Annotated in this window: 23 protein-coding genes; 9 read left to right on the forward strand and 14 right to left on the reverse strand. The window is 45.2% G+C overall.

Annotated elements, in window-relative coordinates; all coding sequences use genetic code 11:
* The first annotated feature begins 60 nt into the window (after positions 1-60).
* The 4 genes from JUB15_RS06090 (at position 61) to JUB15_RS06105 (ending at position 5,769) form a co-directional block, all read left to right on the forward strand.
* Positions 61-1,308, forward strand: coding sequence for a serine hydrolase (locus JUB15_RS06090; RefSeq protein ID WP_207511442.1), 1,248 nt, complete (start codon positions 61-63; stop codon positions 1,306-1,308).
* A 9-nt stretch (positions 1,309-1,317) separates the two neighbouring features.
* Positions 1,318-3,813 carry a bifunctional glycoside hydrolase family 9 protein/polysaccharide deacetylase gene (locus JUB15_RS06095; protein WP_207511443.1) on the forward strand — a complete coding sequence of 832 codons (2,496 nt, stop codon included), beginning with the start codon at positions 1,318-1,320 and terminating at the stop codon, positions 3,811-3,813.
* Positions 3,814-3,986: 173 nt separating this feature from the next.
* Positions 3,987-5,084 carry a fatty acid desaturase family protein gene (locus JUB15_RS06100; RefSeq protein WP_207511444.1) on the forward strand — a complete coding sequence of 366 codons (1,098 nt, stop codon included), beginning with the start codon at positions 3,987-3,989 and terminating at the stop codon, positions 5,082-5,084.
* Positions 5,085-5,106: 22 nt separating this feature from the next.
* Positions 5,107-5,769, forward strand: coding sequence for a sterol desaturase family protein (locus tag JUB15_RS06105; RefSeq protein WP_207511445.1), 663 nt, complete (start codon positions 5,107-5,109; stop codon positions 5,767-5,769).
* A 36-nt stretch (positions 5,770-5,805) separates the two neighbouring features.
* On the opposite strand, the gene JUB15_RS06110 is transcribed toward JUB15_RS06105, so the two are convergent.
* Both JUB15_RS06110 and JUB15_RS06115 read right to left on the reverse strand, forming a co-directional pair.
* Positions 5,806-6,930: a GNAT family N-acetyltransferase gene (locus JUB15_RS06110; RefSeq protein ID WP_207511446.1), complete on the reverse strand. Its 1,125-nt coding sequence runs from the start codon at positions 6,928-6,930 to the stop codon at positions 5,806-5,808.
* A 20-nt stretch (positions 6,931-6,950) separates the two neighbouring features.
* Positions 6,951-7,280, reverse strand: a complete 330-nt coding sequence (locus tag JUB15_RS06115; RefSeq protein WP_207511447.1) for a hypothetical protein — start codon at positions 7,278-7,280, stop codon at positions 6,951-6,953.
* Positions 7,281-7,482: 202 nt separating this feature from the next.
* On the opposite strand from JUB15_RS06115, the gene JUB15_RS06120 reads away from it, so the two are divergent.
* Complete coding sequence (locus JUB15_RS06120; protein WP_207511448.1) at positions 7,483-10,194, forward strand: outer membrane beta-barrel protein; 2,712 nt, start codon at positions 7,483-7,485, stop codon at positions 10,192-10,194.
* On the opposite strand, the gene JUB15_RS06125 is transcribed toward JUB15_RS06120, so the two are convergent.
* Both JUB15_RS06125 and JUB15_RS06130 read right to left on the reverse strand, forming a co-directional pair.
* Complete coding sequence (locus tag JUB15_RS06125) at positions 10,195-10,968, reverse strand: TIGR02757 family protein (RefSeq protein ID WP_207511449.1); 774 nt, start codon at positions 10,966-10,968, stop codon at positions 10,195-10,197.
* A gap of 28 nt (positions 10,969-10,996) precedes the next feature.
* Complete coding sequence (locus tag JUB15_RS06130) at positions 10,997-12,136, reverse strand: cystathionine gamma-synthase (RefSeq protein ID WP_207511450.1); 1,140 nt, start codon at positions 12,134-12,136, stop codon at positions 10,997-10,999.
* 481 nt (positions 12,137-12,617) lie between these two features.
* On the opposite strand from JUB15_RS06130, the gene JUB15_RS06135 reads away from it, so the two are divergent.
* Positions 12,618-13,058: a hypothetical protein gene (locus tag JUB15_RS06135; RefSeq protein WP_207511451.1), complete on the forward strand. Its 441-nt coding sequence runs from the start codon at positions 12,618-12,620 to the stop codon at positions 13,056-13,058.
* A 76-nt stretch (positions 13,059-13,134) separates the two neighbouring features.
* Here the strand turns inward: JUB15_RS06135 and asnB are convergent, their stop codons facing one another.
* The 4 genes from asnB to JUB15_RS06155 form a co-directional block, all read right to left on the reverse strand.
* Positions 13,135-14,976, reverse strand: a complete 1,842-nt coding sequence (gene asnB / locus JUB15_RS06140) for an asparagine synthase (glutamine-hydrolyzing) (protein WP_207511452.1) — start codon at positions 14,974-14,976, stop codon at positions 13,135-13,137.
* A gap of 208 nt (positions 14,977-15,184) precedes the next feature.
* Positions 15,185-15,826 carry a DUF2911 domain-containing protein gene (locus tag JUB15_RS06145; RefSeq protein ID WP_207511453.1) on the reverse strand — a complete coding sequence of 214 codons (642 nt, stop codon included), beginning with the start codon at positions 15,824-15,826 and terminating at the stop codon, positions 15,185-15,187.
* Positions 15,827-15,830: 4 nt separating this feature from the next.
* Complete coding sequence (locus tag JUB15_RS06150; RefSeq protein WP_207511454.1) at positions 15,831-16,400, reverse strand: DUF2911 domain-containing protein; 570 nt, start codon at positions 16,398-16,400, stop codon at positions 15,831-15,833.
* Between the two features lie 221 nt (positions 16,401-16,621).
* Positions 16,622-17,206 (reverse strand): acyl carrier protein phosphodiesterase, encoded by a 585-nt coding sequence (locus tag JUB15_RS06155; protein WP_207511455.1) that lies wholly within the window; start codon positions 17,204-17,206, stop codon positions 16,622-16,624.
* A 593-nt stretch (positions 17,207-17,799) separates the two neighbouring features.
* Here JUB15_RS06155 and JUB15_RS06160 point away from each other — a divergent pair.
* Together JUB15_RS06160 and JUB15_RS06165 are read left to right on the forward strand one after the other, a co-directional pair.
* Positions 17,800-18,255 (forward strand): hypothetical protein, encoded by a 456-nt coding sequence (locus JUB15_RS06160; protein WP_207511456.1) that lies wholly within the window; start codon positions 17,800-17,802, stop codon positions 18,253-18,255.
* 286 nt (positions 18,256-18,541) lie between these two features.
* A complete protein-coding gene (locus tag JUB15_RS06165) occupies positions 18,542-19,516 on the forward strand; it encodes a deoxyhypusine synthase family protein (protein WP_207511457.1) in 975 nt (324 codons plus the stop codon).
* Between the two features lie 109 nt (positions 19,517-19,625).
* Here the strand turns inward: JUB15_RS06165 and rpiB are convergent, their stop codons facing one another.
* The 6 genes from rpiB to JUB15_RS06195 all read right to left on the reverse strand — a co-directional run bounded on the left by rpiB (position 19,626) and on the right by JUB15_RS06195 (position 25,709).
* Positions 19,626-20,072: a ribose 5-phosphate isomerase B gene (gene rpiB, locus JUB15_RS06170; protein ID WP_207511458.1), complete on the reverse strand. Its 447-nt coding sequence runs from the start codon at positions 20,070-20,072 to the stop codon at positions 19,626-19,628.
* 41 nt (positions 20,073-20,113) lie between these two features.
* Complete coding sequence (gene tatC / locus JUB15_RS06175) at positions 20,114-20,965, reverse strand: twin-arginine translocase subunit TatC (protein ID WP_242696215.1); 852 nt, start codon at positions 20,963-20,965, stop codon at positions 20,114-20,116.
* Positions 20,966-21,115: 150 nt separating this feature from the next.
* Entirely contained in the window at positions 21,116-22,399 is a 1,284-nt protein-coding gene (locus JUB15_RS06180; RefSeq protein ID WP_207511460.1) for a hemolysin family protein, read from the reverse strand.
* A gap of 176 nt (positions 22,400-22,575) precedes the next feature.
* Entirely contained in the window at positions 22,576-23,154 is a 579-nt protein-coding gene (gene gmk / locus JUB15_RS06185) for a guanylate kinase (RefSeq protein ID WP_207511461.1), read from the reverse strand.
* 71 nt (positions 23,155-23,225) lie between these two features.
* Positions 23,226-24,530, reverse strand: coding sequence for a UDP-N-acetylglucosamine 1-carboxyvinyltransferase (murA, locus tag JUB15_RS06190; RefSeq protein WP_207511462.1), 1,305 nt, complete (start codon positions 24,528-24,530; stop codon positions 23,226-23,228).
* A 453-nt stretch (positions 24,531-24,983) separates the two neighbouring features.
* A complete protein-coding gene (locus JUB15_RS06195; RefSeq protein ID WP_242696216.1) occupies positions 24,984-25,709 on the reverse strand; it encodes a DUF4290 domain-containing protein in 726 nt (241 codons plus the stop codon).
* A gap of 593 nt (positions 25,710-26,302) precedes the next feature.
* Between JUB15_RS06195 and gldC the strand changes: the two genes are divergently transcribed.
* The gene (gldC, locus tag JUB15_RS06200; RefSeq protein WP_207511463.1) at positions 26,303-26,650 is read left to right on the forward strand and encodes a gliding motility protein GldC; all 348 of its coding nucleotides are present in this window, start codon (positions 26,303-26,305) and stop codon (positions 26,648-26,650) included.
* The last annotated feature ends 6 nt before the right edge of the window (positions 26,651-26,656 follow it).

A 26,656-nucleotide genomic window follows, 5' to 3' on the forward strand; every position in this document is an offset into this window, starting at 1 on the left:
TGCCGTTTTTTGCGGTATAAAAAATTACTGTTCCGTGTTATTTGTTTGTAACTTTTGCCCATGAAACAAGCTGTGTTATTAACGGTATTGTTGACAAGCATCTGTGTAGCATTGGCACAAAGCAAAACGGATAAATGGCTCGAACAGTTGATCCGGCAGCACGCCTCGCCCTTCTTAAAGGATATCCTGAACCAGCCGGATACCTTTCATTACCAGCTTATCTATACTAAGATCGACCGCGATAAAAAGAACAGGCCCCATTTTACCAATTATTATTTCCGGGTAAACCGCCATGAATACTTTAACCCGGCTTCGATGGTCAAATTGCCGACCGCCTTATTGGCCCTGGAAAAAATAAATACCTTAGGTATTCCGGGGTTGAATAAATATACGGCTATGTTTACCGACAGCGCTTACCGCCGGCAAACCAAAGTGCGGTACGACAGCACGGCCCAAAACTACCTGCCATCGGTAGCGCATTATGTGAAAAAGATCTTCCTGGTGAGTGATAACGATGCCTATAACCGCTTATACGAGTTTGTAGGCCAGCAACGATTGAATGAACGGTTGTGGGAGATGGGCTATCGCGATACACGCATCACCCGCCGGTTTGTGGCTATGAACGAAGATGAGAACCGCCATACCAACCCCATCCGCTTTATGCAGGGCGATAGTTTGGTGTATGCACAACTGCCTGCATTCAGCCCCGTGCCCTTCAACTTTAAGAAGAAAATAATGATCGGCAGGGCGCATTATAACCGGCAGGACAGTTTAATAAATGCTCCTTTTGATTTTACCACGCATAACAATTTTCCACTGGAAGATATGCAGCAGGTACTGCTGGCGGCCCTGTTCCCGGATGCCGTGCCGGAAGCAAAACGTTTTCGGCTACAACCCGATGATTATAAATTCCTGCACCGGTATATGAGCCAGTTACCTTCGGAAAGCGACTATCCACGTTACGACACAACCGAATTCTTCGACAGCTACACCAAGTTCTTTATGTTCAAAGCGTGGCGAAGTAAAATCCCTCCTTACATCAGGGTGTTCAACAAAACCGGCTGGTCTTATGGCTTCCTTACCGATGTTGCTTACATCGTTGACTTCAGGAATAAGGTCGAGTTCATGTTAAGCGGCAACATCTATGTAAACAGCGACGGCGTTTTGAACGACGACAAATACGAATATGAAGAAACCGGCTATCCTTTCTTCAAGGAGGTGGGTAATATTATTTATCAGTATGAGCTCGGCAGGAAAAGAAAACAGGCGCCTGATCTGAGCGCTTTTCAATTTGATTACAGGAATTAAAATAGTTGCGTGAAGAAGAATACATTTCCGTTGATCATTATTTTACTATTGAACATAACTGCATTTTACACGGCAGCGCAAACCGGGCAGAAGAGCTGGGTGCGCATTAATTTACTGGGCTATCAACCAGGCAGTCCTAAGGTAGCCGTATGGTGCAGTAAAGACAAGAACGCCATAACCGATTTTTCGGTAATTGACATCACCAGCGGAAAAACAGTGTATACAGGCAGAGCCGGCAGGCCATTTGGAGTATACGGTCCATTTACAGCAACTTACCGGTTGAACTTTACGGCCTTTACCCGGCCGGGCCGGTATGTTATTAAAGCAGGTGACGTTTCTTCGCCGGAATTTACCATTGGCGCTGATGTATATAAGGGAACTGCTGATTTCTGTTTGCGGTATATGCGCCAGCAGCGCAGCGGATTCAATCCGTTTTTGAAAGACAGTTGCCATACCCATGACGGTTACACCCTGTACGGTCCCATGCCCGATAGCACACGTATCGATGCCAGCGGAGGCTGGCACGATGCCTCCGATTACCTGCAATACGTAACAACTTCCGCCAATGCCACGTGGCATTTGCTGGCCGCCGGCCGCGATTTTCCCGGCGTCTTCGGCGATGCCCACCTCGCCAATGGGTTGCCTGGGCAAAATAAGCAAGCCGATGTGTTGGATGAAGCCCGGTGGGGATTGAACTGGTTATTGAAAATGCATCCCCGCAAAGACTGGTTGTTTAATCAGATCGCCGATGACCGCGATCACCAGGGAATGCGTATACCCAAACAAGACAGCTTTTATGGCCGGGGTTATGAACGGCCGGTATATTTCTGCACAGGGCAGCCGCAGGGTTTTGGCAGGTATAAGAACCGGTCGACCGGAGTAGCTTCCACGGCGGGAAAATTTGCCAGCGCATTTGCTCTGGGTGCTGTGCTTTTTCGGGATACCCTTTTACAAAGTAAGGCCCTTTCGGCCTGGGAACTGGGCGTGGCAAAGCCCGGTGTTTGTCAGACCGCCCCCGGCAGGTCGCCTTATTTTTATGAAGAAGATAACTGGACAGACGATATGGAGCTGGCTGGCGCTTCTATTTATTCAATGAATACGGCTTATAAAAAGCAATTGTCAGCAGCCTATGCCTATGCACAACAGGAAACGGTTACACCCTGGCTGGGCAGGGATACGGCGAGGCATTACCAGTGGTACCCGTTTATCAATGCAGGACATTATGAACTGGCCAGGCAGGTTGGCAGAAAAGAGAAAAAACAATTAATGGGTTATTACAGGCAGGGCATTGAACGGGTATGGCAAAAGGCTAAAAAGAATGCTTTTTACCGGGGAATACCCTTTATCTGGTGCAGCAACAACTTAACCACCTCTTTTGCCATTCAATGTTATTGGTACCGCCAGCTTACCGGAGAAACAGTTTACAGTGAACTGGAGCAGGCCAATTTTGACTGGCTCTTTGGCTGCAATCCCTGGGGTACAAGTATGGTGTATGGTTTACCCGCAGGGGGCGACACGCCCGCCGATCCGCATTCTGCTTTTACGCATTTGGGCCATTATCCCATAGACGGCGGATTGGTAGACGGGCCTGTTTATGGAAATATTTACAAAAACCTCATAGGTATTACTTTGAATGAACCCGATGAATATGCCGATTTTCAAAGCGACCTGGTAGTGTATCATGATGATTATGGCGACTATTCAACCAACGAGCCTACCATGGATGGCACCGCCTCGCTTATATATCTGCTGGCTGCAAAAGAAGCGGGCGGGCAACGAGGCCAGCATACAGCAGAGTCAAAGCAGTTAACCTATGAGCAGGGCGCTATCATCCGTGGCGACACGGGTAAAAAAAAACTGGCGCTGGTATTTACCGGCGATGAATATGGCGATGGTGCCGGTTATATTGCCCAATTGCTGCAACAGCAAAATATCAAAGCCTCGTTCTTCTTTACCGGCCGCTTTTACCGCAACCCGGCATTTAAACGAGTGATCAGGGAGTTGAAAAAGCAGGGTCATTACCTGGGACCTCACTCCGATGCACACCTGTTGTACTGCGACTGGAAAAAACGTGACAGTCTGCTTGTCACGAAAGAACAATTCAACGACGATCTGAACCGTAATTACAAAGCCATGGAAGCCCATGGCATTAGCCGGAAAAATGCCTCCGTTTTTCTGCCACCCTTCGAATGGTATAATGATACTATAGCTGCCTGGTCGAAACAACTGGGGATACAGCTTGTAAACTTCACACCCGGTACCTACAGCAATGCCGATTATACAACCCCTGATATGAAGAACTACCGCAGCAGCGCTTCCATATTAGATTCAATAATCAATTATGAGCAGCGAAATGCTGCCGGCTTAAACGGATTTATATTATTATTGCATTTAGGAACGCATCCTGCCCGTACCGATAAGTTCTATCACCAGTTACCCCTATTGATCGAGTACCTGCGAGAAAAAAGATATGTGTTGACTTACGTCAATGAGTTGATAAAATAAGGGCTGTTTTGTTTCATTTATTAGAAAAATATTTATTCCACGGTTTTCTAGATTTTTATTGAACCTTTTTAAATCACAAAGGTTGTTATAAGCGATGCATCAACTTTTCCTACTAAACGGTACCCTCGGCAAGTAATTAATTAAGAAAGGATTTGATCTAAAAGCGATTACCAATGGAAAAGGTAACCAAACCACGCTATGCGAAAAGCGGCGATGAAGCCATTTTTCATCAATTGCGGCAGGATGTGAGTAACCTTGTGCAGCAATTGGAACCTCAACGACGGGGCAGTATCATGCTTAAAGCTGTTTTGTTCCCCGCCCTGTATTTCCTAGTGTATATAGCTATACTGGCTTTCGGCAGCCAGCGTAGTATCTTTTTCACCGGCTATTTCTTACTAGGTGTTTTACTGGTCATGATATTTTTAAACATTATTCATGATGCAGTGCATGGCACCATCTTCCACAGCAAAAAATTGAATCAATGGTATGTGTACCTGTTCGATCTCATGGGCGCGAACAGTTATGTATGGCGGCAGCGGCATATCCGTTTCCATCATAATTATCCTAATGTGAACGGATGGGATACCGATATTGAACAAAGTAAACTGGCGCGTATATTTCCTACGGGTAAAACCTTGCGTATTCACCGGTATCAACACATTTATTTGCCCGTGCTGTATCCGTTATACCTGTTTAACTGGCTGCTGGTACGGGATTTTAAGGACTTTTTCAATAAGAAAAAAACGATCTGGAAACTGGTGACCATACCGTCGGTTGAATATGTAAAGTTGTTTGCATTCAAAGCAGTTTTCCTGTTTTATTTAATTGTATTGCCCAAACTGGCATTACCTGTTTCCTGGTTGCAGGTAATAACCGGGTTTGCTTTAATGCTGTTAACAGCCAGTGTATTTTCACTGATGGTGTTGTTAAGTCCGCACGCCAACACCAGTTCTGAGTTCCCATTGCCCGATGGGAACAACAGCCTGCCGCATAACTGGATGATGCATATGTTATATACCACCAACGATGTTTCAAATGACAGCTGGTTCATCCGGTTTTTCATGGGTTGCTTTAACTATCATGTGGCGCATCATCTTTTCCCGAATGTGAATCATATATATTATCCTGAAGTAACCGGATTGTTAAAAAAATATGCAGAAAAATACGATCTGCCTTACCGCCAGTATTCGTTGCGGGTGTCATTGGGTAAACATTACCGGTTGTTGAAAGAGAATGGTGTAACGGACGATATTTTTGAAGAAACTATGTAATTTTGCCTTTAACTACTGGGTTATGAAATTTGAGAAGATACATAATAAGGGACAAGCGAGGTTATTTCAGAACCAATATTTGGAAATGCTCACCAAGACACACCCGCTTGTTATTTGGGGTATGTATATTCCGGTGATCATTTACATGCTGTACTACAGCCGTAATACTTTAGGTTTTTCGCCTTTGCGTATTACCCTTACGTTTATTGGGGCGCTGCTCTTCTGGACTTTCTTTGAATATATAGCCCACCGCTTCCTGTATCATTGGGTAAGTGAAAATCCGCGGGTACAAAAGTTTGTGTACACCATGCATGGCAATCACCACCATTATCCCCGTGACAAGCAACGGTTGTTCCTGCCGCCGGTACCCAGCATTATTATGGCTTCGGCCATATTTTTCCTGATGTACCTGGTTATGCGTGCAAACGTGTTTATGTTCTTTCCCGGTTTTATTCTCGGCTACTTACTCTACGGCAGCATGCATTACGCCATTCATGCCTGGAACCCGCCTTTTAAATGGATGAAACCACTTTGGCGCAACCATCACCTCCATCACTATAAAGATGAGAATAAAGGGTATGGTGTAAGCACCACGATCTGGGACAGGGTCTTTGGAACCATGTTCGATCTTAAAAAAGAAAAAGAAGACAAAGAGAAGGTGAAGGACCTTATGTTTAAAAGTTAACCAGTTGACGAGTTAACCAGTTGACAAGTTAACCAGTTAACTGAATATATACCTGTAAGTTCGGTGTATCTTGTCCTGCTTGGCGCCGGTGGCTTCATGCAGGGCAATCATTTTGTCGTTAAAGTCGCCCACCCAGGCCAGCTCCACGCCGGTGATTGTATTGCGGGGCAATACCTCCAGTTGTAAACAGCGAATGAGCGCCGATTCAATGCCATGGTTTTGAAATCTTTTCTTACAGCCCATGATAATGATGCGGAGCCGGTCAACGGTCATTGTTTTTGAATACCAGAAGAATTTTAGCTTACCCCAAAGGTTTAGTTTGCCATGAACGTGTTTCAATACCTGGTTTACATCGGGCAAGCAAAGCACAACGGCAATAGGCTCGTTTTTATAATAGGCAAACCAGATGATCCTTTCATCCATAATGGCCTTCATTTGCCGGAAAGATTCCTTAATGGTGCCCATTTCAATGGGGGTGAAGTTCTCGAAGTCGCTCCATGCATCGTTGTAGATCTCCCTGAAATCGGCTGCAAACTGATCGAATTTTGATTTGTCAAAATGCCGGAACTCGTAGCCCGGTTTCTTCATAACCCAATCGGCGATCTTCGTGAACCGTTCGGGCAGCGGGGTGGTGGCGTCTAAAAAATTGGTAAACTGGTCGTATAGTTTGGTAAAACCGTAGGCTTCGAAAAAATCCTTGTAGTAAGGCGGGTTGTAGTTCATGCCCAGGCTTGGGGGTTTAAATCCATGGATCAGCAGCCCCCAGTATTTGTCATTTTCGCCAAAATTAATGGGGCCATCCATGGCTTCCATACCCTTGTTTTTCAGCCAGGATTTGGCTGTATCGAACAACAAAAAAGCGGCTTTTTCGTCCTGAATACATTCAAAAAAGCCTACCCCGCCGGTTGGCTGCGGGTTCTTATGTGATTTTTCGTAATTTATGAAGGCGGCTATCCTGCCAATTATCTGGCCATTCTTATCGGTCAACAGCCAGCGGTTACAAATGCCATGCGAAAAAAAAACATTACGGGAAGGGTCGAATATTGCTTCCACATCACTATCCAATGGGCAAATCCAGTGCGGATCGTCTTTATATAGTCGTTTTGGCAGGTCAACAAACGCACGGGCCTGCTTCAAATTGGCTACCTCTATCAGGTTCATGTAGCGAACTTAGGAATTATTCACCATTTATCGTCATCCGGAATGTTCTGCGGCGGTTTGAATTGGGCCCTCATTTTTAATTTTTGCAGCTGCCGCTCTATAATGAGGCGGGCAATTAACACCCCGGCATCCTCACCGGCGTGCTTTTCAAGGGTTTCTTTAAGGGTTTTTTCAGAAATATCTATCCGGTATAAGATGTTGATAAGCCGTGCAAAATCAGTTTGAATTAACTGGTTTACAGCCGCCGCGAGCGCATCGGTCAGCTGCTGTTCATTATTTGTGACAGGAAGGTTAAAATCGCCACTCAATTGTTCCTGTACAAATGGAATATTTTCCGTGGATAATTGCATAACTATGTAAATAAATTCATTGCATATTAAAAAAGATCCAGCTGTTCATTTCCTTCAAAAGTCACCCGAATAAATATTTAACGGCCGCTAATTCATGTGGCCTCAATTGATTACTTTTACAATGGAATGCACCAGGAGCGAATGGTGTATTTTAGCAACAATGACCCTCACTTCACAAACATTTTAACCTTATTCTCCGGATATGCGTTGGAGTGCTGGGATAACTGTATGCTTACTGTTGATAAGTACCTGTGTTCAGGCACAGCGTACACGTTATGGTACTGTTAAAGGTACGGTTATAGACTCATTAACCCGCCGTTCACTTGAATCTACTTCAGTGGCCGTTTATCTTAGTTCCGATTCCTCTTTGGTGAATTATGCTTTAACTACCCGCAAGGGCGATTTTACCGTTACAAATGTTCCGTTAAATACCCATTGTACCATCGTTATTACACACAGGGGCTATGAAGTTGTTTCCCGGTTAATAACCCTGGCTGGGGATAAAAAGGAATTGCTGCTGGATACCATCAAAATGGTGGAAGCATACAATGAATTGAAAGCGGTGACTGTTACCGCGCTGCGGCCGCCCGTTTCGGTAAAACCCGATACCCTCGAGTTCAATGTCTCTTCCTTTAAGACCATACCCAATGCGATGGTTGAAGACCTGCTGAAGCAATTGCCGGGAGTGGACGTTGATAAGGATGGCAACGTCACCATCAATGGAAAAAAAGTGTCGAAGATTATGGTAGACGGAAGGGAGTTCTTTGGCGGCGATCCCAAAGTTGCGCTCAAGAACCTGCCTAAAGATGTTATTGATAAACTGCAGGTGGTAGACAATAAAAGCCGCGAGGCCCGTTTCAACAAGACCTCTAATGGTAATGAAGACCTGGCTATAAATCTTACGTTGCGGAAAGAGGCGCAAAGAGGTTGGTTTGGCCGGCTGAGTGCCGGTTATGGCACCAATGAACGGTATGAGGGATCGGCCATGGTGAATTTTTTCAATGGCGCCAAACAATTCAGTCTTATCGGTAATGCCAATAATACCAACAGAGGGAGTATTTCAGGCGGCGACTTTGATATTTCCAACAGCCGCAGTACGCTCGACGGAGGTGGGGGCGGCCTTACGCGGGCTGCTTCCGGAGGTTTAAACTTCAGCGAGAATATCGGGCGGCAGCTTAAACTGAACGGCAGTTATTTTTATAACAACAGCCATACTGATAACGTTTCAAAAAGCCAACGGGAGAACAGGTTGCCTGATACTACTTTCTTTTACAATGCCGATAATAACAGCGTTAACGACTATGACAATCACCGGCTTTCGCTCAACGCCAATTATACCATTGATACGCTTACGGAAATTCATATTAACTCATACGTTAACACGAACACGAGTAATGCCATTAACAGCAAGCTGGCCGAGTCGATCGGAAAGAGCGGCCAGCTGATCAATACCAGTGGCAACACCTACAGCACAAAAGGCGATGGCAAAAATATCAGCACCGAGTTTTTCTTTAGTCATCGTTTCAGGAAACAGGGCCGCGGATTAACACTTGGTGTAACCTACAACTACAGTGATCAGGCATCGCTTAACGATAATATAGGCCAGAATGATTTTTACAAAAATGGCATACCCGATAGCATAGATGTGGTTAATCAACGGAGTAATACCACCAACTGGGGCAAGGGATTAACACTGACGGCAACCTATGCAGAGCCGCTGAACCAATATCTCAATGCTATTTTCAGGTATAATTATGCCCGCAACAACAGCTTTTCTGATAAGATCACCCACCGGTTCAACGCTACAACAGGTAAATACGACCTCGAAGACACGGCCTTTACCAATGCCTTCCGTAACTTAAATGAAACCCACACGCCTGATGTGAGCATTACGTTCAATAAAAACCAGTACCGGGCGTCCATAGGAACAGGCATCCAGTTCTTAAGGCAGGATAATTACACGATTACAACCGGAGAATTATTGCAACAGCAATACGTGAACATAACGCCCTCTGCAAACATCGGTTACAACTTCAGCAAGACCGGCAATGTAGCCATTTTTTATAATGGCCGCAGCCAGCAGCCATCCATTCAACAATTGCAACCGGTACCCGATAACAGCAATCCGCTATATGTACAATTGGGGAATCCTGATCTGCGCCCTTCGTTCTACCATAACGTAAATGTGCAGGTGCGCGAATCGAAAGGCAATAACTACTGGTTTACAGGTTTGAGTTTGAACACCACCCAAAACCAGATCATTTATGAGAACTGGTTCGATGATGTGGGTAAACAGTTCAGCCAGCCGGTGAATGTAAATGGAAATATTGGTATGTCGGGCAACCTGCAGTACAGCCTTACTTTGAAGAGAAGGGATATGCTGCTGCGGGTGAACCTGGGCAGCAATGGCTACTATAACCGGAATAATACTTTCGTCAACAGGGTGAGTGTTACTTCCAATGCGTATAGTTTATCGCAGTCAGTCGGGTTGAATTTTATGTATAAACAACACTTAAGCATTATGCCTTCGTTCAATATCCGGTTCAATAAAACGAGTTATTCGTCAGAATCGGTACAGGCTGCTTCGTTCAATACAAAGACCTTTGGGTTAAGTGCTTTCTGGAATAAACCGCAATGGCTGATCCTGGAGAATAACCTGCAATACAGTTATAACAGCCAGATTGCGCCGGGATTCAACAAAAGTGTTACGATGTGGAGTGCTGCGGCGAATTGCCAGTTATTTAAGAAGCAGCAGGCGATATTACGGCTGGCGGTGTACGATATCCTGCGCCAGAATGCAGGCGTATCGCGCAGTATTACGCAAACTTATATCGAAGACCGGCAAACAGAGGTGTTGCAGCAATATTTCCTGCTGTCCTTTATTTACAATTTGCGCAAGTTCAATAAGAAATGATCAGAATTTCTCTACCACCCCCAGTCCGAACAAGGCAAAATCATATTTAACGGGATCGTCAGGATCCAGCTTGCGCAGGTGAATTGTAAGCTCAACGGCTGCCTGCCAGTCGATCTGTTTTCTGGGCAAGAGGTTAAAGCGTTTGGCAACGCGGGCTACGTGTAAGTCGATGGGGCAGATAAGCTGTGCGGGCGCGATCGTTTTCCAGATGCCAAAATCAACACCATTATTATCACGGCGCACCATCCAGCGTAAGAACATATTCAGCCGTTTGCAGGTTGAGTTCTTTTCAGGCGTTGCAATATGCTTGCGGGTACGCGCCGGTACATCTTCCAAGGAAAAAAAGTAATGGTGAAAGCGGGCTAACCCGTTTTCTATGGTCGCATCGTTTTTTTCCATGCCAAGGGTAAACGCGGTTTCCAGGCTGGCGTGTTTTGTATAATGGGATCTTAAGAATTCGATAAAATAAAGCAGATCGGTTGTATTGAAAGTGCGGTGTTTGAACGACAGCAGTTTTTTCAGGTCGTTATCATTGTGTTGCAATACGAACTGATGCGGCGCCATGTCCATCGCCTGCATCAGTTCGTTCGACTTTTTAATTATTATGGTGCGGTTACCCCAGGCAAAAACTGCGGCAAAGAAACCGGCGATCTCAATGTCCTGCTGTTTTGAAAATAAATGGGGTATTGAAACAGGATCATCTTTTATGAACGAAGGCTGGTTATATTCCTCCGTTTTGCGGTTCAAAAAATCCTTTAAAGATGGCTGCTTCATTGTTAGATCAACGTTTAAAAATATTCCATTATCCGATTGCTGCTTTCAGATCATCTATGAGATCCTCCGCATCTTCGATACCTACGCTCAGACGGATCAGCGAATCGCTCAAACCGTTCCGGATGCGTTCTTCCCGCGGTATGGAAGCATGTGTCATGGTTGCCGGGTGATTGATCAGCGATTCCACCCCGCCGAGGCTTTCCGCCAGGGAAAACACTTTGGTGGAGGATAATAATTTCATCGCCGTTTCAACACTATCGTCTTTTAATGTAAAGCTGATCATGCCGCCAAAGCCCCGCATTTGTTTTTTGGCAACGGTATAACCCGGATGGTCATTGAATCCGCACCAGTAAACATGTCCTACTTTAGGATGATTGCGCAGGAAATGCGCTATCTGTTCGCCGTTCTCACAATGCCTTTGCATGCGAACATGCAAAGTCTTTATACCACGCAATACGAGGAAGCAATCCATGGGACCGGGTACTGCACCGCAGCTTTTTTGAATAAAGTATAACTGGTCGCGGAGGGCCTGGTCGTTCATAACAAGCGCACCCTGGATAACATCGCTGTGGCCGCCCAGGTATTTCGTCGCCGAATGCATTACGATATCAGCGCCGAGGTCGAGTGGGTTTTGCAGGTAAGGAGAAGCGAAAGTGTTATCGACACACAGTAGTATGTTATTTGCTTTGGCAATGGCTGCTACGGCCGCAATATCTACGATATTGATCAGGGGGTTGGTAGGCGTTTCAGTCCAGATAAGTTTTGTTTGCTTATTGACATAAGACTGTATGTTTTCGGCCTGCTGCATGTTTATATAATGAAAGCGGATGCCGAACTTTTCGAACACTTTGGTGAAGAGCCGGTAGGTGCCGCCATACATATCGTTGGCTGCAATAACCTCATCACCAGGCTGTAATAATTTGAGAACGGCGTCGGTGGCGGCCACGCCACTGCTGAAGGCGAGCCCGTATTTTCCATTTTCAATTACAGCCAGGGCTTCTTCAAGCGCAAACCGTGTCGGGTTCTGCGAGCGGGCATATTCAAATCCTTTATGTTTACCGGGTGCAGCTTGCACAAAAGTGGAAGTCTGGTAAATGGGTGTCATAATTGCTCCGGTGGATGGATCAGGTTCAGCGCCGGCATGAATGCATTTGGTTCCTGGTTTCATCTGTAGTTTGTTTAATTGTTATTTGGCCGAAGTGGATCTCTAACTTGCGTGCTTTGATGTATGGCCATTGATATGTGCAAATATGCGTAAAATGAAGGCACAATTTACAAGCTTTTAAGGGCACGAGGCCCAAATTCCTCACCCTTGTGCCTTCAGCCCTCAGCCTTTTGCCTTCAGCGTTCAGCCTTGAGCCTTCAGCCTTCGCCTTCAGCGTTTCGCCTTTTGCCTTTCGCCTTAAGCCTTTCCTCCTTATTTCCAGTTTAACAGAAGCTTAACCCACAACTTGAAATTAAGTGAAACATTCTGCAAACGCTGTACTGGCCTGCTTTTGCTTGCATGGAGCCAAATGCTGATCTGCCATAAATGTGCGAAAATGTTCGTAGTTCTTGTCATGAGCTCTCCGCCGGTACTAATTATCTTGACTTGACCTCTTATCCGCTATACTTTTGGTTCATCAATCACGCATTAAAAAGTAAAAGCCATGAAAAAAGTGATAGCCATTGTATTCGCCGCGCTGGTTACAGGAAGCGCCTTTGCATTCGATCCTTTTAATCCGAACGAGAAAGTCTTAAAAGCATTCAATGAAACTTTTAACGGCGTACAGGAAGTGCGCTGGGAAGAATTTCCCAAGTATTATGCAGTTAGCTTTGTAAGCGGCGGCATCAGGGCAAAAGTAAATTACGACAAGGAGGGGAACATGATCAGCTCCATTCGCTACTACAACCCGCAATTACTCCCATTATATATCCTGAATAAGATCAATAAAGAAAATCCCCGTAAAAAATTATTCGGTGTAACTGAAGTGAGCCACGGTGGTTTGATCGCTTATTATATTAAGCTGGAGGATAACACTCATTGGTACACGCTGAAGGTAGATACCGATGGCAACAGCCAGTTGACTGAAAAATACAGAAAAGTATAAGCTAAGGTAGTTAAGCCACCTCGAGGGCCTTGCCGGGGTCAGACAAGGCAAAGCTCCCGAGGTGTTTTTATAAGTTTCAGCACAGTAACTGTCCGGCTACAAGGTAGCGCCAGTCATAATTGTCAGCCGCATGGGCCTCAAGCGGCTGAATTTTTTTATGCAGGGCCTGTTCTTTCAGTATACCCTGCTTACAAAGTTTTCGCTTCGATTCAATGATGTATTCCTGCAACCGCGCATCGTGCATCCATTGCTGCTGTGGTGGTTCAAATCCTATCTTATCGGTTCGCCATGCCAGGCTGGCCGGCAGTTTTTCTTCCATGCTTTTTCGCAATAACCACTTTGTATAACCATCCCTTATTTTGAGACCGGCAGGTAAGGAAAACAGGAGTTGTACCAGCTCATGTTGCAAAAAGGGCAGCCGCACTTCAATGCCGAAGGCCATGGCATTCCTGTCGGCATAACGCAACAGCTCTTCAAGTCCGTTCACAAAAGTGTTGTAATAAAGTATATTGTTCAGGTCATCAAAATGGGCAATATCGTAATACGATTCCCCATGTTCATGAATAAATGCGGGATCAAGATCGGCTACCTGCAATTGCTGACGGGCTCTTTGCTTTCGCAGGAACCAGCCGGCATAAGCGGGCAAAGCTGCTGCTAGTTTGTTTTTTAAACTCCAGGGTGCGGTTATACCATGCTGACGGGCATTACGTAATTCATGCTGCAGGCTTTTCTTGTTTTCCCTGAACAATTGTTGCCAGTACCAGTGATAGTATTTATGATAACCGGCCAGTATTTCATCGGCGCCCTGGCCATCAAGTAATACGGTAACCTGCTGTTGACGGGCCAGTTCATAAACATGGAATTGTGCTGCCACACTGGCCGACTGAAATGGTTCTTCCTGGTGATAACATATTTTTTCAAAATCACCGATCACCCGGTCGGCATCGGGTTGAACTGTAAAATTGGGTGCGTTGTAATGACCGGCTACTTTTTTGATCCAGGTTGATTCATCCTGTTTGAACCCGGGAAATACAGCTGAAAATGTTTTGTAAGGCCGGGGGGCCAGCGATTGAATGGCGGCCAGCACACACGAACTATCCAGGCCTCCGCTCAACGAAGTGCCAACAGGAACATCGCTTCGCAACCTCCTTTTTACCGATTCGCCGAACAGTTCATTGAACCGGGCTATTGCCTGCTGGTCGGTAATTGTTTCATCTCTGAAATCAACGTCGATGTTCCAATACAACGATCTTGTTAACCGGCCTTCCCGTAAATGATACTGGATATAGGAGCGGGCAGGCAATTTATTGATGCCGTTGTAAAATGTTTCTTCCCCGTTGGCAGGGTTCTGCGTATAACCGAGGGTGAAATAATTAAAAAGCATTTTTTCATTGAGCTGCTTTTCAATACCTATGGCCCAAAGGGCTTTCATTTCACTGGCGAATACAAACTGATCGCCGTCGAAGTAATAATAAAAAGGCTTTTCCCCAAACCGGTCCCGGGCCGCGAACAGGGTTTGTTCCTGTTCGTCCCAAATGGCAAAAGCGAACATGCCATCGAAATACTGCAGGCAGTTGGCTTTATAGCAATCATAAGCCGCCAGGATCACTTCGGTATCTGACTGGCTGTGAAAAACATATCCCTTTTGCTGCAGGGATGCTTTTATTTCCGGGTAATTGTAAATTTCTCCGTTGTGGATGATCGTATACCGGTTGAGATAATGCATGGGCTGGGCGCCGGCAGGGCCAAGATCAATGATGGACAAACGGCGGTGGCCAAAGCCGGTGGTGTGGTTGGTATTGATCCAGGTGGCCTCTCCGTCGGGACCCCGATGGGCGAGCGCCCCGGTCATTTTCTTCAGGTGTTGAACGGATAACAGCGCTGTCTGATTGGTTATAATACCAGCAATACCACACATACCAACAAGATAAAACAATTTCTGATTTCGAGATTGCGGGATTTTGAGATTTGCTCAGGTTTGAGCTTCCCGATAAACATCAACATTTCGGAGATTTTGAGATTTCGGGATTGCAGGATGTTAAGATTTGCCGGGATTTGAACCCTCCGAATCGCGAAATCGGGAAATCCAAATATCAGAAATCCAGAAATCAGAAATCCCGAATTTTTTACCAGGTGATTGGTAAGGTTGCCTTGATACTGTCCCATTCCATGACCAGCTGCATGCCTTTACCGGCCTTTTCAAATTCCATGGTGAACAGCTCGTAAGGGAAACGGGTCTTTTCTATGGGGATGGTGAATTTATATTCGTCTTTTGTAGTATCGATCTTCAGGCCCCAGGTGTACAGATCGCTGTTCAATACAACCGTCCAGGTATTTTCCTGGGGAATGCAGTAAATAACGTAACGGCCTTTTTGTACTTTCTTCTCTGTGATGATCACGTCCCTGAAGAATTCGATCTCCGACGCTTCATTTGCGCCCAGGCGCCATTGGGAACCATACTTTATTATGTCACCAAAAATTGAACGATGATTTTTTTGCGGCCTGCTGTATACGACGCGGGCTACAGGCGGCTCGTTCACACTGCCCGACATTTTCAATTTAGGATAATCGACCGGATAATAGGCCATATCCATTGGTGATTTATCCAGGCCAGGCTGCGGATCCTTTTCAGTAGGTTTGGTGGTAGTTACGTTGGGATTAATTGTTACGGTGTTACTTCCAGAAGTAGCATTGTGATCACAACCCGTTACAATGGCTAAAATCCAAACTAAACAGCAAAGCTTAATAAACGGCCTGGTTTGAAACATGATGTTATTTTATAAAGGTGATCGGCAATGTGGCTTTTACATTGTCCCAGGCCATGATCATATTGGCGCCGGAATCTGTTTTATCGAAAAGCAGGGTAAAAGCCTCGATTGGTTCCTGTTGTTTTTCCAGTTTCACATCTGTACGCAACACGTCCTTTTTATCGTCGTATTGAAAAGCGCCCCAAATATCGGTTTCTCTGTTAAAGATCAGCGTCCATTTATCCTGATAAGGAATGGCGTAGATGCTGTAACGGCCCTTTTTCAGGCGCGCATTATCAATTTTTACATCTTTATACAATTCAATCTCAGTGCATTCGTTGGCGCCCAGCCGCCAGATCTGTCCATATTCGATCAGGTCGCCAAATACAGTCCGGCCATTTTTTTGTGGCCTGCTGTACAATACCCGGGCCAACAGGGGTTCGGTGGCTTTGTTCTGGATCTTCAGAACGGGAAAATTGGCCGGAAAATAACTGAGGTCCATCGGTGATTTATCCAGGGCCGGCGCTTTAAACTGAGCATCTACGGTCGCACAAAACACGGTTAATCCAACAATTAAAACCACCAACTGCTTCATCTTCGTAATATTTAGGTTTTAAGACGGCTTAATGCAGGTAATGCGTTGTATTGCCCGGTGTATTCCATGGGAAAACGATGCTGCATTCCCTGCATTCGTAAATAATCGGCAAAAATAAAAGTTAACAGGATTCCCTGCTAACACTTTGTATTCATTAAACGATTGGGAAAGAAAAATTCCTGCGGCGTGAATAACTTTTTAAAAAGATTTTAACCCCTCGCTTACATTCTTTCTAATGTAGTGCGGGTGAACTTATGCAGTGCAGGGAAGAAATCTGCATAGTACTGCTCCAGCTTATGATAATTGTCTTCAAACAATTTAAAAGCTGTTTGGCTGTCTGTTAAATACTGCGACCGGTGCACGACGCCTGCAAAGCTGCGCTCAATGCCCGACCTGTTGCGATAATTGTACAGCCAGTTGTATTGTTTCATGTAAGGGAACAGCTGCCTGAACGGTTCGGGAAAAACATCCAGGTATTTGTCCAGCGAAACATATACCTGTTGTGAGAATTCCTGTAAGGAGTCGTCGGTAAATTGCTGCCAGTCGTTAGCCAGAAAATGATCATAGCTTACATCAATAAAAGCAGCGCTGTATAAACGGTAATAAGGCTTGAAGATGATCTTGGCTTCCCGCGTAGCAGGATGTTCATCGGTGAAGGAATCAATGGCTCGGTGCAGCAAAATGCCCTTCCGTATCTCTTCAGGATACTGATTCACCTGCTTCCCCTTCACAAAATCACTGAAGAGGTTTCCGGCCAGAACAGCCGGTTGATTAAAGGATAAATATGCGTGCGCCAGGTAATTCAAGAATGTTGATTGTTATAATGACAATATAATGTTTTATGGCCGGTTTGCGTAATAAAACAGCAAAAAAGAATGAATAAAATACAATCCTGTTCGTCCATTAATTTCCACAATTCCTTTTTAACGATCAGTTAACCTTGTTTTAGGAAATATTTAAAGAATTGACTGCAACCCTTTACCAGAGTGCATTTCGCTGATATCTGTAACAATCGGAATGGCGTTTTGTTTAACCTCGTTTAACGTAATGTACCATTAATCATAATTTTCGTGATACCTGTGTAACCTCTTTTACTTTTGTGTCGACTAATCAATAAAGCAACGGGTCAGTCAGCATTAAAAAGTATAGCCATGAAAAAGTATTTTGCTTCGTTTATTGCATTGTGTAACCAGGGGTGCACAATGCCTAAGACCGGGGAAACTTAAGCTCCCAAAAAGATCCTTCCGGTACCTGTAATAATTTCCCGAAAGCAGCTACCTATAATTCATACCTCTTAGAAAGATAATTTAAAAATAACATCAACCAGGCTGGCATCCATATAGCCAGGGTGCATCATATTGCCTGGTATTAATTGAAATCAAAAGCAAAAATTAGCATCATGAAAAACAAAATTCTCCTTGGCGTGTTTATTCTTATAACCGCCATCAGCAGTGCATTTGCCAACGGTAATGAAGAAGTAAGTGACAAGATCATTAAGTCTTTCCAAAAAGATTTTACTGGCGCACAGCATGTGCAATGGGTTCGTTCAAAAGAATTCGTAAAAGCGAGTTTTACCTTGAATGAACAGGTGGTACATGCGTATTATTCGCTTGACGGAACGCTGTTGGGTGTAACGCGTAATATTGTATCGGGCCAGCTGCCCATGAACCTGCTCACCGACGTAAAGAAAAATTACAGTAAATACTGGATCACTGATCTCTTTGAAATAGCCAATCATAACGAGAATGTGTATTACCTGACTTTAGAGGACAGCGATCATAAGATCATCCTGAAGTCGAATGGGAATTATGGCTGGGACACATTTAAAAAAGAGAAGAAACAAATCGATAATTAAGTTTTTTTCTTATAGTTGGTTTTAGTTGGAAAGAAAAGGCTCCCGATTTTTCGGGGGCCTTCATTGTTGGTAACGGTTGCCGGTTACCGGGTTTTGACTCAGGCCTCGCGAAGTGAAGTTCCAGGTGCCATGGTTTGAGGCACTTTGATCTTTGTCCTTAGGTTTGAAATATACACCAGTAAGCTGAACCTTATAACCTGTAAGTGTTTCAGGTTGGCATTTTGCCAATTGTCCATTGTCTATTGCCAATTGATTCCCTACCTTTGCCGCCACATAAAAAACTATCATGAGTAAAGGTCCCATTTCGCAATTTATACAGCATCATTACCGGCATTTCAATGCAGCTGCGCTGGTAGATGCCGCCAAAGGATATGAAACCCATTTACTGGAAGGTGGAAAGATGATGGTTACGCTGGCAGGTGCTATGAGTACTGCCGAACTGGGTGTGTCACTGGCCGAAATGATCCGTCAGGACAAAGTGCATATTATCAGCTGCACCGGCGCCAATCTCGAAGAAGATATCATGAACCTCGTGGCTCATGATCACTATAAACGTATTCCCAACTACCGTGATCTTACCCCTCAACAGGAATGGGAGTTGCTGGAGCAGGGGCTGAACCGCGTTACCGATACCTGCATTCCGGAAGAAGAGGCTTTTCGCAGCATTCAGCATAACATTGTAAAACTGTGGAAAGATGCCGATGCCAAAGGCGAGCGGTATTTTCCGCATGAGTTTATGTATAAGCTGTTACTGAGTAAGGTAATGGAAAAGAATTACCAGATCAATACCAAAGACAGCTGGATGATCGCTGCTGCTGAAAAGAACCTGCCCATTGTTGTAGGTGGCTGGGAAGACAGCACACTCGGCAACATCTTCGCTTCTTATGTAATTAAAAATGAGATCAAGGCTACTACCATGAAGAGCGGTATCGAGTACATGGTATGGCTGGCCGACTGGTACCGTAACAACAGTGCGGGCAAAGGCGTTGGCTTCTTCCAGATCGGTGGCGGTATCGCCGGTGATTTCCCCATTTGCGTGGTGCCCATGATGTACCAGGACCTGGAATGGCATGATGTTCCTTTCTGGAATTATTTCTGCCAGATCTCTGATTCTACGACTTCTTACGGTTCTTATTCCGGCGCTGTTCCCAACGAGAAGATCACCTGGGGCAAACTGGATATCAATACGCCAAAATACATTGTTGAAAGTGATGCTACCATTGTAGCGCCGCTCATTTTTGCTTATGTATTAGGTTGGTAACTTATTTAATTGCTGTAACAGACCCCGGCAATACTGTCGGGGTTTTTTTATGCACAGCACTTTCGGTAAACAAGACGGCCCCGTTGTTGCGGGGCCGTTATATGATGCATTAATTGCAGGAGATCTTATTTACTCTCGTCTGGTGACGCCCACCTTCGAATGGCGTGGTTATAAAGATGTCGAGCATTTGTTTGGCATATTCCAGCGACACAAAGCGGGCGGGAATACAAATGACATTGGCGTCATTATGCTGGCGGATCAACCTGGCCACTTCCGTTTCAAATGACAAACCGGCCCGAATGCCCTGGTGTTTATTGGCGGTAATGCAAACACCGTTGGCGCTTCCGCATAATAAAATACCAAAAGCGGCTTCGCCTTTTTCTACTGATTCGGCAACGGGATGGGCGTAATCGGGATAGTCAACCGATTTATTGGCGTCAACGCCTTTGTCGCTAACCTGGTAGCCTTTTTCCGTTAACCATTTTACAATAGCCTCTTTATACTCAAACCCGGCGTGATCGCTGCCGATGGCTATTGGTCTTGAGAGATCGAACATATATTGATTATATTAACTATTTATACGATTGTTCCGGATTCTTATTGCCAGTTATCCTCTTCTTCCTGTTCTTTTTTAAATACACGTTTTGAAACGATGATGCTTAACTCATACAGGAAGACCAGCGGCAGGAATACGATCATCTGGCTGGTCCAGTCGGGCGAGGGAGTAATAATGGCCGCCACCATCAGGATGGCCACATAAGCGTATTTGCGATAAGTGGTCAGGAATTGCGGTGTAATTAAACCCACCTTGGTAAGCACGTATGACAGAACAGGCAGTTCAAAGGCGATACCGCAGCCTAAAATGATATTTACCAGGTTATCGATATAGTCGCCCAGGGCCGGCTTGTATTCATACAACTGCGATTTGCCCAAGGTAAAGTTGGCCAGGAAGTTAAAAGTAAAAGGACCGAGCACAAAATAGCCGAAGGCAGCCCCCAGGAAAAAGCATAGTGAAACAAAGAATATGGCGTTCCGGGAATACTTTAACTCCTTGGGCGATAAAGCCGGTTTCACGAATTTCCAGAATTCCCAGAAGATGTAAGGAAAGGCAAATATAAAACCGCCGATGATGCCGATCTGAATGGCCGACATAAACGGACCGCTAACCGTATTACCCAGCAGTTTATAGCCCGGGGGAATTGGCGGCATACAAAGCGCATCGCCAATATGCAGGAAATGACTAAAATCACACAGCAGCCGGTACGAAACAAAATTATTGCGCACAGGCCCCATTACAACATTATCAAATACCCAGTCGATATTGATAAAAATAACTATCGCCGCTATCAAAATCGCCAGCACAGAACGCATTATATGCCAGCGTAGTTCCTCAAGATGATCGATAAAGGTCATCTCGCTGTCATTACTCCTTCTTTCTAAAAAGGTCATCGCCATAGGATCGCATAAAGTCTGAAAAATAGTAAAAGCGGGGCAAATTTAAGGCTTATCAGATTGGAATTCACAGAAAGCTTGTTAAGGGTTTGAAATCGAAAGCGGGCAGCAGGTGATTGAGAATGATTTATTTGCGGAATTTTATTGCTATTTCAGGATTTTGAGCCGCACCATTTCAATGCGGGTATCGCTCACATTCAGGATCTCGAATTCATAATTACCAATGATAATACGTTCCTTCAGGCGGGGTATGGTTTCGTGCTGGTGAATGATAAAGCCTGAGAGGGTCTCCGAGTCGTTCTCGGGAAACTCCAGTTTGTATTTTTCTATCAAATAATCCAGCTCGAGGCGGCCCGATAAAATGTACTCGTCTTCAGAGATCATTTTCTCTTCAAACTCTTCCACGTCGTACTCGTCCTTAATTTCCCCGAAGATCTCTTCCAGCAGGTCTTCCATGGTAACAACGCCGGCTGTGCCGCCAAATTCATCTACTACCCAGGCAATACTTTTGCGTTCGCGGGTGAATTTATTGATGAGGTCGGTGGCGCTCATACTTTCGGGGATGGCGGGAATGGGCAGCAGGATCTCCTTGATATGGTCCGGCTGTTTAAACAGATCGAGCTGGTGAATATAACCGAGGATCTGGTCGATATTGCCACCATATACAATGAGTTTGCTCAACTTGGTTGAAATAAACTTTTTGCGGGCGTCCTCTACCGTGGTATTCAACTCAATAGCTTCAATTTCCTTACGGGGCACCAGGCATTCACGTACCTTGATCTTGGGTAACGACAGGGCGTTTTCGAACAGCTCCGTATTCATGTCGGCGCCGTCGCTGTCGTACTCGCTGGTCTGCTGAAAGAAATGATCGAGGTCGCTGCGTGAAAAAGGTTCCTTGCGCTTGTCGATGCGCATATCAAAGATCACATTCAGAATAAAGATCGACAGCTTTACGAAGGCGGCGGCTATCCAGTAAAATAACGAGTCGAAGAAACCCAGCAGGCCTACACGGGCCGAAAAGGAAAGCAGGGAATCGCTTTTAGCCTTGAAAATGGCTTTTGGGATACACTCGCCCAGCAGGATGATGATGAGCCAAGAAAGAATAATTTCTATGATCAGCCGGAAAAAGGTGATGAATGAACGACTGGAAAAGTCCATCTTGTACCAGTTCAGCACCTCATTCCAGAACTCAGACCCTAATAATATGACGATGGTGAGAAAAAAGCTGAAACCTACTACATTGGTGCCTATGAAACGCGAGGGATTGTCGAACAGGTTTGATAACAGTATACCACTGCTGGCGCCCTGCTTCTTTTTCAATTCGATATTCAGCCGGTTAGCTGAGGTAAAAGCTACCTCGATACCAGCGAAATAGGCGACCAACAAAAAGGCTATGCCAATGCAAATGCCTATAATGGTAAGAAAATCCATAGTTCGGGTTACGAAAATATAAAAAAAGCGCAAGAATCAATGCCTGTTACCGGTTTCAGGGTTCCGGATACCAGGTACGGTAACACCATTGCAGGTTCCAGGTTTCCGGCCTGCCAGGGCCGGAGCAGGCACTCAGGAACTTATCTGTCTTTTAAGGGAATTGTGTGTTTGCCGGTTCATGACTCCAGGAACTGTTGAACTACCTGCTGGGCATGTTGGCAGGCCCGCTCGAGGTTGTCGTTCAGGATTATTGCCGTAAAGTGGTGTTTGAACGATATTTCGTAGGAGGCCTTGTTGATCCTTTGCTGCAGGCTTTCCTCGGTTTCGGTGCCCCTGGAACTTAAACGGCGTTTTAATTCGTCTACAGAAGGCGGATCAACAAATATCGACAGGGTAGTGCCGGGGTATTGCTGCTGTACGTGAATCGCGCCTTTTACATCAATATCCAGTACGGGTACCTGCTGGTTGTTCCAGATGCGTTCGAGTTCCGATTTGAGCGTACCATATTTTTTGCCTTCATACACCATTTCCCATTCTACAAACTCATTGTGCTGGATCTTCTGGTTAAATTCTTCTTCAGCCATAAAATAATAATCTTTCCCTTCTGTTTCATTCTCCCTTCTTTTACGGGTGGCTGCAGATATGGAAAAAGACAACTGGGGAAACTTCTTCAACAGGAAATGGGTAATAGAGGTTTTACCGGCGCCTGAGGGAGCGGTTATAATGATGATCTTGTTGTTGGGTTGAAAGGGCATGTACGAATTTATAGTTTATTATTTTGTTACAGGTTACGCATCGAGGCAAGCTGCAACCTGCTAACCAATTCTTATATCCGTTTTATATCTGCGCCCAGCTGTTGCAGGCGTTTATCAATATACTGGTAACCGCGGTCTATCTGCTCAATATTCTGGATCACGCTTTTACCATCGGCGCTCAGGGCTGCGATCAGCAGCGATACACCGGCCCTGATATCGGGGCTGCTCATCTGTATTCCCCGCAGTTTTTGCTCGCGGCCGAGGCCAATTACAGCGGCGCGATGGGGGTCGCACAAAATGATCTGCGCACCCATATCAAGCAGCTTATCTACAAAGAACAAACGGCTTTCGAACATCTTTTGATGGATGAGCACACTGCCACGCGCCTGGGTAGCTACTACCAGCACAATACTCAGCAGGTCGGGGGTAAAACCCGGCCAGGGGTGATCGTAAATAGTGAGCACCGAGCCATCGAGGAAAGTCTGAATTTCGTATACTTCCTGCGCCGGCACATGAATATCGTCGCCTTCAAATTGTAACTGAATGCCCAACTGCCTGAATTTATCGGGAATAATGCCCAGGTGTTCAATGCCGGCATTTTTAATGGTGATGTCGCTTTGCGTCATGGCGGCCAGTCCGATAAAAGAACCGATCTCTATCATATCAGGTAACATCCGGTGTTCGGTGCCCTGTAAAGCGGGTACGCCTTCAATCGTGAGCAGGTTGCTGCCAATACCGCTGATCCTGGCGCCCATGCGGTTGAGCATTTTGCACAACTGCTGGATATACGGTTCGCAGGCGGCGTTATAAATGGTGGTAACACCTTCGGCCATAACCGCTGCCATAACGATGTTGGCGGTTCCGGTAACGGAAGGTTCATCGAGCATGAGGTAAGTGCCTTTCAGGTTGGGAGCCTGAAGTTCAAAAAAGCCATCTTCGGGCAGGTAGTTAAAGGAGGCGCCCAGTTTTTCGAACCCTATGATATGGGTATCGAGCCGGCGGCGGCCAATTTTATCGCCACCGGGTTTGGGAATATAGGCTTTTCTGAACCGGGCCAGCATGGGGCCGGCCAGCATAACGGAGCCCCGCAGGCGACCGCTTTTTTGTTTATAGGCGTCACTGCGCAGGTAATCTACATTTACATCATCGGCCTGAAAGATGCAGGTATCGCGTTGCGGGCGTTCGATCTTTACATTCATTTCGCCCAGCAGTTCAATGAGCAGGTTTACATCTAAAATGTCGGGAATATTGGTGATGGTGATCTTCTGGGGCGTAAGTAATACGGCACTGATGATCTGCAATGCTTCGTTCTTGGCGCCCTGCGGAACTATTTCACCTTTTAATTTTTTACCGCCGATGACTTCAAAGGAATTCATAGATACTTGTGCTGGTTTTTATGACCCTCGATGGGTAGCCCGTTATTTAAGGTGCAAATATAAAACCCCGACAATAGGTTTTACTGTCAGGGTTTTATTTATTCTTTATTCTTTTATCCTTAGGCCCGATCGCTGGGCTTTTGAAATCAATTTCTGATTTCGGGATTTTGAGATTTTCCTATGTGCAGCATGCACTAAAAATGTCAAGAAGCCCTCTCCGATATTCGATTTCTGATTTAGGGATTTCGGGATTTTGAGATTTTCCTATGTGCAGCATGCACTAAAAATGTCAAGAAGCCCTCTCCGATATTCGATTTCTGATTTCGGGATTTCGGGATTTTGAGATTTTCCTATGTGCGGCACGCACCAAAAATCTCAAGAAGCCCTCTCCGATATTCGATTTCTGATTTCGGTATTTCAGATTTCCGACTTCAGGCCTCGGACCTCCGACTTCTATTTATAGCGCTTCTTAAACTTGCCGCCGCGGTCGTTGCGATTATCGCGTCCGCCGCCGCCATCGCGGTTATCACGTCCGCCACGGCCCTGGAATTTCTGGCCGCGTTTATTCCGGTAATCGCCATAGCCTCCGCGGTCACGCTCACGTTCGCGGCTCTCGTTGGGGCGATGCTGCCGCACATACGGTGTATTGGTGAAGGTGAGCTGGCCATCGGTAATATTGGTCAGTTCGCCCTGGATGGCATCGTCGTGTACGGTTTCTTTATGCCAGTTATTGTAAGCCAGCTTCATATAATAGGCAATGGCATTGGCAAAACCCTGTCTTTTTTCGCTCACTTCTTCTTTCAGGGCTTTATTTATAACCAGCTCCAGGTTTTTACCCAGGTGCGAAAATTTGGGATAGCGCTTGGGATAGGGCAGTGGTCCAGGCCTTGATTTTAACGTTTCCCGGGTAGGAATGGGGTAGGGCGAATCCACCGCCAGTTTAAAATCAGAGATCAGGAACAGGTGATCCCACAGTTTATGTCTGAAATCTTCTACATTTTTTAAATGGGGGTTCAGAAAGCCCATCAGTTCAATCACAGCATAAGCATTGCGTTGGCGGGTTTCCTGATCTTCGATCGTCACCAGGTATTCAATCATTTTTTGAATATGCCTTCCATATTCACGCATTACCAGATGGTTTCTGGTAGTATTATATTCCATTTCTTTAGTACTATTCATTCTATAAATATAAAGTAAACAAAAGTAACAAAGTAAGTTAACAAAAAGAAAAGGCCTTTGTTAAAGGCCTTATCTATAAAGGATTGGTTTTTCCACAGGTTAATTATTTTGGCCATGCCTCCAACGGTGCAACAGGTTGGAAAGGCACGGATTGATAATAGAAGAAATAATTTATCCGGTCTAGGAGATAAGCCACTCAAAATGTAACGGTGAAGAGGTAACCACACAACTTCCTTCTGTGCTTTTCAGGCTGCAAATAAACCTTAATAGATAGATTAGCGTTGATCGAAAGTCAATTCATGGATACAGGAAAACAAATAAGGTAAAGGTTTTTTAAAATTGGAAGATTTTGAAGCGATTTCACCAAATTATCAAATAAACTTGTATTTACCAACGGGTTGGCCCTTTTTTTAGTCCGGGGAACTAATAAACACCTGTATTGTGAAAAACGTTTATATGATTTAACATTCGACGGCCCCAACCGGTTTAATTTTCAATTACCCGATGCTAACCACTATACAGGTACAAAAAACTATTAAAAATCGGTGTACTTTTGCGGTTCCAAAATATAAAAAACTGATAATCAAAATAAAATGAGGCAATCTACTATAACTATTGAGGTAGCGCTGGACGAAAAAAATATTCCCAACCAAATATTATGGAAAGCTACCGACAGCACCGCCGACCAGGCCCAGAAGGCCAGGGCCATGATGCTGGCTTTTTGGGACGCCGCGGATAAATCGGCCCTGCGTATGGACCTGTGGACCAAGGACATGATGGTAGATGAAATGGCTGACTTTTATTATCAAACCATGATGACCATGGCCGATAGCTTTAACCGGGCTACGCACCAGACAGAACTGGTGGATATGATGAAGAATTTTGCCAAGGATTTTTATAACCGTTTCCGTGACATTCAATTGAAGGAAAATAAATTATAATCCAAA

This window comes from Longitalea luteola (genome assembly GCF_017356035.1).
Classification (GTDB): domain Bacteria; phylum Bacteroidota; class Bacteroidia; order Chitinophagales; family Chitinophagaceae; genus Niastella; species Niastella luteola.